Here is a 13,855-nt window from a genome sequence, read left to right as displayed (position 1 = left end):
TGCTGACAGCCAGTAACTGGGCTTGGATTGCATGGGCGAGGGTTGGGCGATCGATTTGAAACGGAGCGAGTAGCTCCGTTTCTGCACCAGCCGGGTAAGCCGGTGCATCGCATCGAAATGCCAGAAGGGAAGAAACGCATCGTACCGGGCGGGTAACCCTCCGTTGCCGGATGTACGACGGGCGCTGCAGTGCAGCATCAGGCACTTGGGCAAAGTACCTGGGGGTGGCGGTAAGCCGGTGTTGCTAACTGCCCCAACCGGCGAACCGGTCGGGGCAGGATGCTCGGTGCAGCGTGACTAGAGGTGGTTAGCCGATGGTCATCAGGCTGGCGTTGCCGCCGGCCGCTGCGGTGTTGATGCTCAGTGCGTGTTCGATCAGCAGGCGCTCCAGCGGAATATCCGTCTCGCCTTTGTGCAAACCATGCACACCGATGATTGCGCCAGGGCGCTGAGCGGCCAGTTGGCAGACTTCACGCAGCTGGTCGGAGTCGCCGTGGTGCAGGATCGCGTCGAACACCGTCTCGCTGCTGCTCCATTGGTTGAGCACGGTAATCCGCTGCTGCACAGCCTTAGGCAGCGTGGCAAACAGCTCCTGAGTCAGCGTGCTTTCCTGCCACAGTACCTGGCAACCCACAGCCAGCACGGCAGCCAGTTGCGCCAATAGATCGCTACGCTCATCGGCCAGACACAACACGTGCTCACGCGGCAGCAAGCTATAGCTGTTGCGCTCACCGGTTGGGCCGGTAAGCATCTGCACGGTGCCGCTCTGCGCCAGCTCAACATACTGCGCGCTCAGCGCGGACAGGCTCGGCTCATGCGTTGCTGCCCATTCCTGCAGCGCCTGGATAACCTTGGCCTGCGCAGCCGGACGGGTGATGTCGCCGTTTTCCTGCTGCAGCTGCTTGGCCACTGCGTCCTGCGGACGGGTTGCCAGCAGGCGGTACATGTACAGCGGGCCACCGGCTTTCGGGCCGGTACCAGAGAGGCCTTCACCACCAAACGGCTGCACACCCACCACGGCACCAACCATGTTGCGGTTGACGTAGAGGTTGCCGACTTTGGCGCTGTTAACCACCTGGGCGATGGTTTCGTCGATGCGTGTGTGCACGCCCAGGGTCAGGCCATAACCGCTGTCGTTGATCTGCTGCAGCAGCTTGCCGAGGTCCGCACGGGCATAACGCACCACGTGCAGTACCGGGCCGAAGATCTCACGGGTCATTTCATCGAAGCTGTCCAGCTCGATTAGCGTCGGCGTGACAAAGGTGCCGCGCTTGATGTCATCACCATTGCTGCGCGCCGCCTGGAAAATCTTGCGGCCTTTCTCGCGCATTTTTGCGATGTGCTGGTCGATATTGTCCTTGGCTTCGGCATCAATCACCGGGCCGATGTCTGTGTTCAAGCGCTCCGGGTTGCCCATGCTGTACTCAGCCATGGCGCCTTTGAGCATGTTGATCACCCGATCCGCCACATCTTCCTGCACACACAACACGCGCAACGCCGAGCAACGCTGACCGGCGCTGTCGAAGGCTGAGGCCACCACATCGACCACCACCTGTTCGGTGAGTGCCGAGGAGTCTACGATCATGCTGTTGAGGCCACCGGTTTCAGCAATCAGCGGAATGGTGCGGCCCTGAGCATCCAGGCGACCAGCGAGGTTGCGCTGGATGATTCCAGCCACTTCGGTGGAACCGGTAAACATCACCCCACGCACGCGCTCGCTGCCGATCAGGCCGGCACCCACGGTTTCGCCACGGCCCGGCAGCAGCTGCACGGCACCGGCAGGCACGCCGGCTTCCAGCAGGATGCGCACTGCTTGCGCAGCGATCAGCGGCGTTTGCTCAGCCGGTTTGGCCAGCACGGTGTTGCCGGCTGCCAGCGCAGCGGCCACTTGACCACTGAAAATCGCCAGCGGGAAGTTCCATGGGCTGATGCACACCACCGGACCCAGTGGGCGATGGCTGTCATTGCTGAAGTGGTTACGCGCCTGCGCCGCGTAGTAGCGCAGGAAGTCCACCGCCTCGCGCACTTCGGCGATGGCGTTGGCAAACGTCTTACCGGACTCGCGCACCAGCAGGCCCATCAGTTGCTGGATTTCAGCTTCCATCTGGTCCGCGGCGCGATCCAGTACGGCGGCACGCTCGGCCGGCAGGGTCGACTGCCAGATCTGCCCGCTGGACACTGCACAAAGCACGGCGTTTTTTACATCCTGCTCGCTGGCCTCATGCACGTGCCCGACGATGTCACGATGATCCGCCGGGTTGCGTACCGGCTGCGCCTCACCCAGTTCAGGCGTATCGCAGCCGAGCAGTGGCATGGCCTTGTAAGCGGTATTGACGGTGCTCAGCAGCGCCGAGGACAGCGAACCCAGGCGGTGTTCGTTGGCCAGGTCGATACCTTCGGAGTTCAAGCGCGCATCGCCATACAGGGCGCGCGGCAGGGCAATGCGCGGGTGCGGCAGGCCGAGGCCACCTTCTTGCGCGGCCATCTGTTCAATTTGCTGCACCGGATCGAGCACCAGCTCCTTGATCGAGATGCTGTGGTCGGCGATGCGGTTAACGAACGAGGTGTTCGCGCCGTTTTCCAACAGACGACGCACCAGGTAAGCCAGCAGGGTTTCATGGCTGCCCACCGGCGCGTAAATACGGCACGGACGGTTCAGCTTGCCATCGGCAACCTTGCCCACCACTTGCTCATACAGCGGCTCCCCCATGCCGTGCAGGCACTGGAATTCGTACTGGCCCGGGTAGTAGTTCTGCCCAGCCAGTTGGTAGATCGCCGACAACGAGTGGGCGTTGTGGGTGGCGAACTGCGGGTAGATGGCTTCCGGTACGGCCAGCAGCTTGCGCGCACAGGCGATGTAGGACACGTCGGTGTAAGTCTTGCGGGTATACACCGGGTAGCCTTCCAGGCCTTCGACTTGGGCACGCTTGATCTCGCTGTCCCAGTACGCGCCTTTCACCAGGCGGATCATCAGGCGGTGACGGCTGCGCTTGGCCAGATCGATCACATAGTCGATCACATACGGGCAGCGCTTCTGGTAGGCCTGAATCACAAAGCCGATACCGTTCCAGCCGGTCAGGGCCGGGTCGAAGCACAGGCGCTCAAGCAGATCGAGGGAGATTTCCAGGCGATCGGCTTCTTCGGCGTCGATGTTCAGGCCGATGTCGTAGTGCTTGGCCAGCTTGGTCAGGCCGAGCAGGATCGGGTACAGCTCGTCCATCACGCGCTCGTACTGCACGCGGCTGTAGCGCGGGTGCAGCGCCGAAAGCTTGATCGAGATGCCCGGGCCTTCGTAGATGCCACGGCCGTGAGAGGCTTTGCCGATGGCATGGATGGCCTGCTCGTAGGACGCCAGGTAACGCTTGGCATCTTCGTCGGTCAGCGCGGCTTCGCCGAGCATGTCGTAGGAGTAACGGAATCCCTTGCCTTCCATAGTGGTGGCATTGGCCAGAGCTTCGGCGATGGTTTCACCGGTGACAAACTGCTCGCCCATCAGGCGCATGGACATGTCCACGCCCTTGCGGATCAGCGGCTCTCCGCCTTTGCCGATAATGCGGTTAAGCGAAGTCACCAAACCAGCTTCGTTGTGCGTGGCCACCAGCTTGCCGGTGATCAACAGGCCCCAGGAAGCAGCGTTGACGAACATCGACGGGCTGTTGCCCAGGTGCTGGCTCCAGTTGCCGTTGCTGATCTTGTCGCGGATCAGCGCGTCGCGCGTGGCCTTATCCGGAATACGCAGCAGCGCTTCGGCCAGGCACATCAGCGCCACACCTTCCTGCGACGACAGCGAGAATTCTTGCAGCAACCCCTGCACCAGGCCCTGACGGCCGCCGGCGTTCTTCTGGCTACGCAGCTTCTCAGCAATGCTCATAGCCAGTTTGTTGCTGGCCTCGGCCATGTCCTTAGGCAGACGCGCCTGCTCCAAGAGCATCGGCACGGCCTCGGTTTCCGGACGGCGGTAGGCGCCGGTAATCGCCGCCCGCAGTACCGATTGCGGGAGGATGCTTTCGGCGAAATCGAGAAACACCTGCAGGCCTTGCTCGGTCAGGCTTTCAACCGACTCTTCGCCAGCGACAGCCGCCAGGCCCGAATGCTCAGCCGGGGTCAACCCACCCTCGATCTGCTCCAGATAATTGAAGATCGCCTGTTTGATCAACCAATGCGGCGTGCGGTCAATCGACTGCGCAGCCTGCTTGAGGCGATCACGGGTTGCATCATCGAGCTTTACGCCAAGGGTAGTGGTAGCCATTGGTTTGTCCTGTATGAGCTGGAGCACGGCAAATAATCACCGGGAGCAATTTTGGACGTCGCCCCGCGACGGCCCCGAGGGGTGGCCGCCAAGGGTGGCGGGTCACAAAAAATCTGGCGAGAGATTAAACCTCAGAAGGCGCAAGGTGCAACTAGGTGCAACCAAACAAAATCAAGGTTTTCAGCAGCACTCAGCACCACAAAATCACACTACATTCTGGCGCAAGCCCTGTGCTGGCAAGGCTCTAGCTAAAATCACCCGAAGCACGAGGAAAACGCTCGTTTTAAAAAACCACACAGCTTCCGACGACAGGTACAACCAAAACACCAACGTGGTTGCACTAAGGCTTTTATTCACGCCTTAACTAGCAAAGCACAACAGACCACTATCCGCGCAGTGGCCGACGGAGTGCGTTGACGATCGGCGCAACCGAGCACTGGACAAGAGACAGAGGGTGCAGAAGCCCGGCGGTAGGACTCAGGCGATGGTGCGGATAGCCGGGCGACACAATGTCGCGTTAAGCTCAGGGCGGGACTCACAAGGAGATGACCATGACTGCCAAGGAAGCGCAATTGACCGAGTTGCTCAGCCTGTCCACGCGCACCCTCACCCATTTGACTGCCGCCATCACCGCGATGTCGTTTGAACTGCTCAACACCCAGGACAGCGCCGTAAACGCCACCGCACACAAGATGATCGAGCGCATGCTGGCGATTAACAGCGAGCTGGATCAGCAATGGGAACTGCTCGGCCAACTGGCCGGCACGCAGCCAGAACTCAGTAACTCGCTTGAGCAGGTGGTGCTACAGAGCCTGGAAACGGCAGCAGACGAGCACTGAACCGGAGTCATAAAGCGGCCCCGCGTCCCCATGGCCATGCGCGCGAGCACAGGCAGCTCCGCCTCATAAATAAAGTAAACCGAGACCACGCCGCACCAGGCGTGATCTCGGCGAACAAAACCCTAAGTCATTTTTGCGGCATAAATAGCCTGAAGCAGGTTAGTTAGGACGAAAATCCATCAGCAAACGCAGGTAGGAAAGCATGTTCTTGCCGCCAACGATGCCCTGGTAGCCGTGGCTGTCGAACTGGGTGCTTTTGATCAAATCCACGCGAAAGCGTGGATTGGTCTCGTAGGTACGCCCCAAGGTACTGGTCACCCGGCTGTCGAACAGGTCGGCGCTGACTTTGACAAACTCACGTGGCTTACGGCGACCAGAACTGCCACTGTTATTAGGGCTGCTGAAAATATCGGTGGTCGCACTCAACGCCGAGCTGTAACGCTCACGACCACGCAAGCTGGTCTTGCCGCTGGCGATGACAAACTGACCGGTTACCGGACGGTAGCGATCGCCCGCTGTCAGATAGCTGCCCAGCACGTCATACAAGGCGTAGCTGCTACCGGTGCCGCGCTCCTTATTACGTAGGTCGAAAATAAACACCCCATTTTCACCGACCACCTCCATTTCCACCTGTCCCAGGCTTGGGTTGTTCTGCACCAGCAATGCGGTGTTTTCATCAACACCGAAGGCAAACGGCACCTGGGTGTGATCGGCAAGACGCACGATACGCCCCTGACGCCCACGCTCACTGAAGTGGGTATCAATCAAACCGTAATTGAAAAAGCCAAAACCACCCTGCATGTTGTAGGACAGGTCATCGCCACCCGGCGAGCTGTAAACGCCATAACGCAGGCCGTCATAGCTTTCACCGCCGGTGACCATCGGCCCCTGCACCATGATCGCAGTGCCGGCACTGGTACCCGCCAATACCGCACCAGCGTTGTGCCGCGCACGAATGGCCGCCAATGCCGGGCTATCAGCACGGGTCGCAGTTTGCAGGGCCTGGGTCAGGCGCGACTGGTCGCCACCGCCGAAAAAGAACCCGGTCATGCTGTTGATCTGCGCGACCACCTGCGGGTTGCTGTTATTGCTGATCTGATCCAGGTCGATGGGAATCCACTGCGCATCGGCGGCGCCGTAGGTCTCCAACAGCTGGGCATAGAACTCGCCATTGGCTTTGGAGTTCGCGGCGTCGGCAGTGCCGGCATCCGGGTCGTCGCTTTCCGGGATTGATGCAGCGGTAATCACGCCAATCCGTGCCTGACCGCTGCCACCTGCCAACTGAATAAGGCGCTGATAGATCGCCGTGTTGTCATCCTTGAGCCCACCGCCAACCAATATCAGCGGACCAGCGCTATAACCTGTAACGGGGATGAGGGCGAGCAGCAACGCGCTGCACCGCATAAATGATCTGATCATGGGTACGAGTTCTCCGAAATGTACGCTCTGCGCACGCTGTTGTGGGTGTTGTAAAACGGGAACTGCTGCAGATAACACTGCATGGCTCTCTGGGTGGCTGACTCCTCCGGCTAATACACCGTGAATTGCTTGAAGTACTGCTTCTCGATGCGTTTGTAGACGCCGTTGCTGAGAATGATGCTGAGCGCTCTATCCAGACGCTCACGCAGTACGTGGTCGCCCTTGCGCACGGCGATGCCCTGGCCTTTGCCAAAGTGTTTGGGCGCCACCACCTTGTTGCCGACCTGCTCGAAACCCTGGCCCTGGGCCGTGTCGAGAAAGCCGAAATAGCCGGACACCGCGTCATCCAGCACCAGCTCAACGTGCCCTTCAGCGAGCGCCTGGTACATGCCTTCGGCGGAGTCGAAGCGCAGCACCTCGGTGTGCTGCTGGTATTTATCAGTGAGGAAGCGGTCATAGGTGGTGTCGCGCTGCACGCCCAGCCGTTTGCCGGCTATACGCCTTGGGGTGATGATCACCTGATTGACCAGGCCCTTGCGGGCGAAGAAGAACGCCGGGGTTTGCGCATATTTGGCGGTGAAATCCACCAGCTCGGCACGCTGCGCGGTGATCGACATAGACGCCAGAATCAGGTCCGCACGCTGCTCGTTAAGCGCCGGAATCAAGTCATCCCAGGCAAACCGGACCAGCTGACAATCAGCCGTCATGGCCTGGCACAGGGCCTCGGCAACATCGACATTAAAACCGCGTAATTGGCCACTCGCATCGATTTGCTCGAAGGGCGGGAACTGCCCTTCCATGGCGATACGCAGAGGCTGCGCCTGAACGCTGCTCAGCAGCATCAAGCCCAGCATAAATAGGGTTGCTCGTAGCATTTCGGTGCCCCTTGCAAGCGCTGCCAGATAAACAGCCTGGGGTCAGAGGCCAGGCTCCAAGCCGTGAAAACAGGCGCCGCACAGGGCGCCTTAAGGCCAAAGGAGCAATGGGAGCTGACCTTGAATAAACAACCGGCCGCTTCACCAGCATGAGCGGCCGGTGACTGCCTTACAGAATGCTCAGCGGGTATTCGATGATCAGGCGTACGTCCTGCAGATCATTGTCAAAAGCAGTGGAGCGATGGGTGGCCTGACGCAAGCGCAGAGACAGATCCTTAGCAGCACCGGACTGCACCACGTACTTGGCTTCCAGGTCGCGCTCCCAGTGCTTCTCGTTGTCGCCCGCCCAACCAGCAAAGGCACCATTCGGATCAGCCTTGGTACCATCGATCTGGTCACCCTTGATGTAGCGCGCCATAAAGCTCAAACCCGGCACACCAAAGGTCGCCATATTCAGGTCGTAACGTGCCTGGAAGGAGCGCTCATTCGGGGCATTGAAGTCGGAGTACTGCACCGAGTTGGCCAGCCAGATCGAGTCGCCACCGATGTAGTCGAAGAACTCATCACCATTAACTTTCTGGTACGCCAGGCTGAGCTTGTGCGCGCCAAAGCTGTAGGCCGCTTTCAGCGAGTAGGTCAGGGTATCCAGCTCGCCTGCCAGAGCATCACCCTGGTCATCGGTCTTGTAGGCCACCAGGTCGAAGTTCAACGACTGATCGTCGGCCAGTGGAATGGTGTAGTAGACGTTAGCGAAGTACTGACGCCAGATGTCTTCGGCCTCGCTGGCGTAGAGCGCCACACTGAGGTTGTCGTTGATGTTGTAAGTCGCGCCAAGGAAGTCAACGCTGCGTGCTTCAACTTCAGCGTACTCACTGGTCAGCTCGCCATCAGAATTGCTCGAATTGCGGCGATTGATAGCGGTGAAGTGCCCCGCCTCAATCGATAGGTTGTCGATCTCGTTGCTGAACAGCTGGAAACCTGTTGCTGTTTCCGGCAGCAGGCGCGAGTCGCCGGTGGCAAAGACTGGGGCGGTCGGACGCTGTTCGCCGAACTTCAGCTCGGTGGAGGAAATACGCGCCTTGAGCGCACCGCCCATTTCACCGGTGTTGTCTTCGATACGACCTTCGCCATCGACTGGCAGGATGCCGTTACCCACGCTGCCACGACCGCCATCAAGTTTGATGCCGCCATACGCGTAGGCATCAACACCCACACCTACGGTGCCCTGAGTAAAGCCGGAGGCGTAGTTCAGGTGCATGCCATGCGCCCACTCTTCGCGGGTATTGCGCTGGCTGTTGACGAAGTTGCGCTGCATATACAGGTTGCGATTGATCAGCTTTAACGTGCTGTCTTCGATAAAGCCCTTGGACTCCTGTTGATCGCCGGCAACGGCAAATTGCGAGCCAGCGGCGACCGCGAGGGCGATCAGGCTCAGTTTTACGACTTTCATGGCTTACTCCATTGGTTTTTATTGAACATCTCGAAAATCCGCCGCGGGCAGCGACGCATTCCTTGCAGCACTGGCGCTAAGCAAACTGCTCCAGCGACAGTTCGGGCGGGCACACGCCCTTGCTGATCACAGCCTCCAGGCACAGAGTCGTTTCAGACTCGGCCCAGCAAACGAAATAACCTTTTGCTTTCAACCGCTTGAGCTTGAATGGCCATTCCAGCTCGGCACTGTCCTGAAGCGCCCGCAGGCTCGCCGGCAGTTGGATAATCGAGTAGAAGCCAGCAGCGGTTTGCACTCGCTCAAGCACCCGCAAAGTGGGCTGCGCGGCGACTAATGCGTGGTTGCTCTGGGGCTGCAACAGCTTTTCCAGGGCGAACGATTCCAACCTGCTGATTTGCATACAGGACTCTTGCTTGAATTCGAATTAGGGAATCAGCGCCGTGGACAAGGCGGCGCTGAGCGACTTAGGTCATCACTTGAGCAAGCCACTGACCTTGGCCAGCGTCTGCGCCACTTCGGCGCGGGTCACCGGTGCATTTGGATTGAAGCGGCCCTTATCGGCCTGCAACCAGCCCTCGCCTACCGTCAGGCTGGCGGCTTCGGCGAAGGCTTTATCAACACCACCGAGGTCGCTTAGCGCGGTGGTCTTAGCCAGGCTGATGCCCTGATAACGCTCCACCAGCGCCTTGCATGCCAGCGCCCACTCCTTGCGAGTGACCGGCTGACTGCCGGCAAAGGCATCAGCGCTGGTCATCCAGCCATTGGAAAGCACCGCATTAAGCTGATCGCGCATCGGATCATCGGCGCCGATGTCACTGAGCTTGGGCAGTGCATCCAGCTTGGGCTCGGCAGCCAGGGTCATCTGCAGGGCGTTGGCCAGCTCCAGACGGGTAATCGGCCGTTGCGGCTCAAAGGCGCTCTGCCCGTTGAGGGTCATCAGGCCGCGGAAGCTGACCGCGCGAATCGCATCGCCCGCCGCGCCGTTGCCGGCATCTTTAGGGGCACTGCTCGCCGGGTCGCCGAGGTTGGCGTTGACCGGGCGAATATCCAAACGCACGCCATCAACGCTGTAGTTGGTCAGCGAATCGTAGAACTGGCTATGGGCACTGAAGTCAGCGGTTTTGCTGAACTCGAATCGGTAACCGTAGTGGTAGCCGTTGAGCGGGTTGTAGCGGGTCATCAGGCCGACCTGACGCATCGCAGTGTTATCCGCCAGGCCATAGAGCACTGCCCGGCCGATTGCCGAAACGGCTGACAGATCGGTGATCAGCTGGTTGCCCACCAGGTATTCGTTGCCGGCTTCAATGGCGGCTTTGCCTTCGGCAGGCTGCACCTTGCCGCTAGCCAGGTCATAGCGATCGCCGTTACCGAGCATGGCCAGACGAACATTGCTCAACTGGGTGCCGTACACACCGAATGTTTTCTCGGCCTGGCTGGCGTCCATCACCGTCAGGTAACCCTCGCCCAGCACCTGCACCTGGCCTTCGGGGTTTACCCACATGGCGGTATTGGTATCCAGGCCAAAGCCGCGTGTGGACTTCTGCTCGGCCAGATAGGCCGCCATACGTGCGGCGCGGCCAGTGCTGGTTTCTTCGATCTGGTCAAGGTGCTGATCAATGATGCCGCCGCTGAACAGGCCCGAGCCTTTCAGTACCGCTGCGCCGCGCTGATCGGCCTTGCTGGCCACGCCGAAGTCCAGGGTATCCATGACCACGCCATAAGCGGTGGGCATCTGCGCGCCAAGGATGCTGGCACCAGCACTGGTACCGGCGACCACGCCACCTTTGTCATACACCTTGCGCACTGCCTGCATCAGCAGCGATGGGCTGCCATCGGCATTGAACAGCGCGCGGGCAATACGTGCCTGATCACCACCGACAAACCACACTGCGCTCGCCTCGCTCAATGGCTTGACCACGGCAGCATCATTCATGGTGGTCTGGTAGTTGCTCTTGTCGATGCCGACGATGCTGATGCGCTCGGCCGGGATGCCGAGGGCCACCAGCTCACTCATAAAGCGCTTGCTCGAGCTCTGGCTGCCGCTGGCGGTTGGCATGATCACGATGCGTGCATCTTTCTCCCCGCCGGCCAGTTCGATGAACTTGGCGTACACCGGCGAATTGCTCGCGCGCAGCATGCCGCCAACGGCCAGTAAATGGCCTTCAGCCAGGGCTGCAGAGCTTGCACAGGAAAGGATCAGCGCGGCCACCGCCACACGCGTATTGAGCTGCTTTTTCATTCTTATTGCTCTTGTTATGTGAAGTCATGCGAGCTGGTTTCCGCCTCCGTCATCCGCCTCCCTGCAGCAGGTAAACACCACGCCAGCCCTGGCTTTTCGGCTGTGAATTTAAATTTTCACAATCTCGCTTTGTGAAATTTTATATACCAACAGGAAAACCCGATCAACCCTTTAGCGCCGACAGCTTGTCGCTCCAACAGCGCCAAAAAAATCTTCACCAGCAGCTATCCGCCGCGCTAGAGCGGCTTGAACCATTTATCCGACAGAACGCATTTGACACAAATATTTCTAATAAGTAGCTTTATGAAAACAAACATGTCACACATGTCCACACTAAAACCTCAGGCCAGGTCCACTTAGCCCGGCCAAAACGAATAGAAGTCCACAAGGCTTCAGGTTGTATGCCGCGCCATCTGGCGGGGCGATTGCTACAGGCAGTACCTGCTGATCACAGGCCCAGGCATGACGATCAGCGCAAACCCAAACCGCCCCATCAAGGAGTCAATAAGATGAACAAGATCGCACTTCTCGGCGCTCTGGCGCTCAGCGCCGTAAGCACCTTCAGCGTCGCAAGCCAGGACAGCCTGCGCATCGGTATCGAGGCGGCCTACCCGCCCTTCGCCTTCAAAACCCCGGACGGCAAGATCAGCGGTTTCGACTACGACATCGGCAACGCTCTGTGCGCAGAAATGAAGGTCAAATGTGAGTGGGTCGAACAGGAATTCGATGGCCTGATCCCCTCGCTGAAAGTTCGCAAGGTCGACGCCGTGCTGTCGTCCATGTCGATCACCGAAGACCGCCTGAAGTCGGTAGATTTCAGCAAAAAGTACTACCACACCCCCGGCAAGCTAGCGATGAAGGCCGGTATCGAAATCAAGGACCCGCTGGTCGACCTCAAAGGCAAGAAAGTCGGCGTACAGCGCGCCTCCACCTACGATCGTTTTGCCTCGGACCAGTTCGAAGCTGCCGGCATTGAAGTAGTGCGCTACGCCTCGCAGAACGAAGCCTTCCTTGACCTGGCTTCCGGTCGCCTGGACGCCACCCTGGCGGACATCATCAATATCGATGAAGGCTTTATCAAAACCCCAGCCGGCAAGGGTTTCGCCCTGGTCGGCCCGGACTTCAACGACCCGAAATACTTCGGTAACGGTGCCGGCATCGCGGTACGCAAAGGCGACAGTGAAAACGCCGCGCGCATCAGCGCCGCCATTGACGCCATCCGCGCCAACGGCACGTACCAGGACGTGCAGGCCAAGTACTTCGAGTTCGATATCTACGGCAAGTAAGTACCGCTAACGCGCACGGTGCCTCCACTGCGAGGCACCTTTTTCTCGTTGTAGCGCAGGCCATTCGGCCTCTGCGTGAGGAACCCCATCATGCTCCACGGCTACGGCTCGACCATTCTCGAGGGCGCCTGGCTGACCCTCAGTCTGGCCCTGACTTCCATGACCCTGGCAATTGCCCTGGGCCTGGTTGGCGCAGCGTTTCGCCTGTCACCGCTGAAATGGCTGGCACTGCTCGGCGAAGGCTACGCCACAGTTATTCGCGGCATCCCTGATCTGGTGCTGATTCTGCTGATCTTCTACGGCGGCCAGGACCTGGTAAACCGCGTAGCCCCGCTGCTCGGCCATGATCAGTACATCGACATCAACCCCTTTATCGCCGGGGTCTGCACCATGGGCTTTATCTTCGGTGCCTACCTCTCGGAAACCTTTCGCGGCGCCTTTATGGCCATCGCCAAGGGGCAGGCCGAAGCCGGTGCGGCCTATGGCATGAGCGGCATGCAGGTGTTCTGGCGGATTCTGGTGCCGCAGATGATTCGCTTCGCCATCCCTGGCTTTACCAACAACTGGTTGGTGCTAACCAAGGCCACCGCGCTGATTTCCGTGGTGGGACTACAGGACATGATGTTCAAGGCCAAGAACGCCGCCGACGCCACCCGCGAACCCTTCACCTTTTTCCTCGCGGTTGCCGCGCTGTACCTGTTGCTCACCACCGTGTCCCTGCTGGCCCTGCGCCTGCTGGAAAAACGCTACTCCGTGGGCGCCCGCCTGGCCGAACTCTAAGCGAGACCTTCTACCGTGCTCGATTTCCAACTGATTGCCGACAGCCTGCCGCTCTATGGCAGCGGCGTACTGGTGACGTTTAAATTACTGTTTATCGCCCTCGCGCTGGGTCTGGCGCTGGCCATCCCATTGGCGCTGCTACGCGTTTCACGCGCGCCCTGGCTTAACGGCCCAGCCTGGCTCTACACCTATGTGATTCGCGGCACGCCAATGCTGGTGCAGCTGTTCCTGATCTATTACGGCCTGGCGCAATTCGAGGCGGTACGGGAGAGCGTGCTGTGGCCGTACTTCTCCAGCGCCACTTTCTGCGCCTGCCTGGCATTTGCCATCAACACCAGCGCCTACAGCGCGGAAATTCTCGCGGGCAGCCTCAAGGCCACACCCCATGGCGAGATCGAAGCAGCGCGGGCCATGGGCATGTCACGGTTCACCCTTTACCGCCGCATTCTGCTGCCCTCGGCGCTGCGCCGGGCGCTGCCGCAGTACAGCAATGAAGTGATCATGATGCTGCACACCACCTCGCTGGCGTCGATCGTCACCCTGATCGATATCACCGGCGCGGCGCGCACCGTCAGCTCGCGCTACTACATGCCATTCGAGGCCTTTATCACCGCCGGGCTGTTCTACCTGGTGCTGACTTTTATCCTGGTGCGCCTGTTCAAGCTGGCCGAAGGCCGCTGGCTATCCCACCTGGCCCCGCGCAAGAACTAAGGGAAAC

General features: G+C 59.7%; 10 protein-coding genes. 4 read left to right on the top strand and 6 right to left on the bottom strand.

Annotated elements, in window-relative coordinates:
* Window positions 1–307: 307 nt before the first annotated feature.
* The gene (gene putA / locus ACIGEK_RS19350; RefSeq protein ID WP_397494868.1) at window positions 308–4,249 is read right to left on the bottom strand and encodes a trifunctional transcriptional regulator/proline dehydrogenase/L-glutamate gamma-semialdehyde dehydrogenase; all 3,942 of its coding nucleotides are present in this window, start codon (window positions 4,247–4,249) and stop codon (window positions 308–310) included.
* Between the two features lie 551 nt (window positions 4,250–4,800).
* Between putA and ACIGEK_RS19345 the strand changes: the two genes are divergently transcribed.
* The gene (locus ACIGEK_RS19345) at window positions 4,801–5,088 is read left to right on the top strand and encodes a hypothetical protein (RefSeq protein ID WP_397494867.1); all 288 of its coding nucleotides are present in this window, start codon (window positions 4,801–4,803) and stop codon (window positions 5,086–5,088) included.
* Window positions 5,089–5,247: 159 nt separating this feature from the next.
* On the opposite strand, the gene ACIGEK_RS19340 is transcribed toward ACIGEK_RS19345, so the two are convergent.
* The 5 genes from ACIGEK_RS19340 to ACIGEK_RS19320 all read right to left on the bottom strand — a co-directional run bounded on the left by ACIGEK_RS19340 (window position 5,248) and on the right by ACIGEK_RS19320 (window position 11,071).
* Complete coding sequence (locus tag ACIGEK_RS19340; protein ID WP_397494866.1) at window positions 5,248–6,477, bottom strand: cyanophycinase; 1,230 nt, start codon at window positions 6,475–6,477, stop codon at window positions 5,248–5,250.
* Between the two features lie 140 nt (window positions 6,478–6,617).
* On the bottom strand, window positions 6,618–7,382 hold the full coding sequence (locus ACIGEK_RS19335) for a transporter substrate-binding domain-containing protein (protein ID WP_397494865.1): 765 nt from the start codon (window positions 7,380–7,382) through the stop codon (window positions 6,618–6,620).
* Between the two features lie 169 nt (window positions 7,383–7,551).
* On the bottom strand, window positions 7,552–8,832 hold the full coding sequence (locus tag ACIGEK_RS19330; protein ID WP_397494864.1) for an OprD family porin: 1,281 nt from the start codon (window positions 8,830–8,832) through the stop codon (window positions 7,552–7,554).
* 76 nt (window positions 8,833–8,908) lie between these two features.
* Window positions 8,909–9,232, bottom strand: coding sequence for a hypothetical protein (locus tag ACIGEK_RS19325; RefSeq protein WP_397494863.1), 324 nt, complete (start codon window positions 9,230–9,232; stop codon window positions 8,909–8,911).
* A gap of 72 nt (window positions 9,233–9,304) precedes the next feature.
* On the bottom strand, window positions 9,305–11,071 hold the full coding sequence (locus ACIGEK_RS19320) for a cyanophycinase (RefSeq protein WP_397494862.1): 1,767 nt from the start codon (window positions 11,069–11,071) through the stop codon (window positions 9,305–9,307).
* Between the two features lie 509 nt (window positions 11,072–11,580).
* Here ACIGEK_RS19320 and ACIGEK_RS19315 point away from each other — a divergent pair.
* From ACIGEK_RS19315 to ACIGEK_RS19305, 3 genes are all read left to right on the top strand, one after another.
* Window positions 11,581–12,357 (top strand): ABC transporter substrate-binding protein, encoded by a 777-nt coding sequence (locus tag ACIGEK_RS19315; protein WP_397494861.1) that lies wholly within the window; start codon window positions 11,581–11,583, stop codon window positions 12,355–12,357.
* 90 nt (window positions 12,358–12,447) lie between these two features.
* Window positions 12,448–13,137, top strand: coding sequence for an ABC transporter permease (locus tag ACIGEK_RS19310; protein WP_167147615.1), 690 nt, complete (start codon window positions 12,448–12,450; stop codon window positions 13,135–13,137).
* 15 nt (window positions 13,138–13,152) lie between these two features.
* Window positions 13,153–13,848, top strand: a complete 696-nt coding sequence (locus tag ACIGEK_RS19305; protein WP_397494860.1) for an ABC transporter permease — start codon at window positions 13,153–13,155, stop codon at window positions 13,846–13,848.
* The last annotated feature ends 7 nt before the right edge of the window (window positions 13,849–13,855 follow it).

The sequence above is a fragment of the Pseudomonas sp. NPDC079086 genome, from assembly GCF_044542155.1.
Lineage (GTDB): Bacteria > Pseudomonadota > Gammaproteobacteria > Pseudomonadales > Pseudomonadaceae > Aquipseudomonas.
This window is presented reverse-complemented; position numbering and strand designations above follow the sequence as displayed.

Coding starts and splice junctions, on each gene's coding strand:
- putA (WP_397494868.1), bottom strand. CDS start 4,249: ATGGCTACCACTACCCTTGGCGTAAAGCTCGATGATGCAACCCGTGAT.
- ACIGEK_RS19345 (WP_397494867.1), top strand. CDS start 4,801: ATGACTGCCAAGGAAGCGCAATTGACCGAGTTGCTCAGCCTGTCCACG.
- ACIGEK_RS19335 (WP_397494865.1), bottom strand. CDS start 7,382: ATGCTACGAGCAACCCTATTTATGCTGGGCTTGATGCTGCTGAGCAGC.
- ACIGEK_RS19330 (WP_397494864.1), bottom strand. CDS start 8,832: ATGAAAGTCGTAAAACTGAGCCTGATCGCCCTCGCGGTCGCCGCTGGC.
- ACIGEK_RS19325 (WP_397494863.1), bottom strand. CDS start 9,232: ATGCAAATCAGCAGGTTGGAATCGTTCGCCCTGGAAAAGCTGTTGCAG.
- ACIGEK_RS19320 (WP_397494862.1), bottom strand. CDS start 11,071: ATGAAAAAGCAGCTCAATACGCGTGTGGCGGTGGCCGCGCTGATCCTT.
- ACIGEK_RS19315 (WP_397494861.1), top strand. CDS start 11,581: ATGAACAAGATCGCACTTCTCGGCGCTCTGGCGCTCAGCGCCGTAAGC.
- ACIGEK_RS19310 (WP_167147615.1), top strand. CDS start 12,448: ATGCTCCACGGCTACGGCTCGACCATTCTCGAGGGCGCCTGGCTGACC.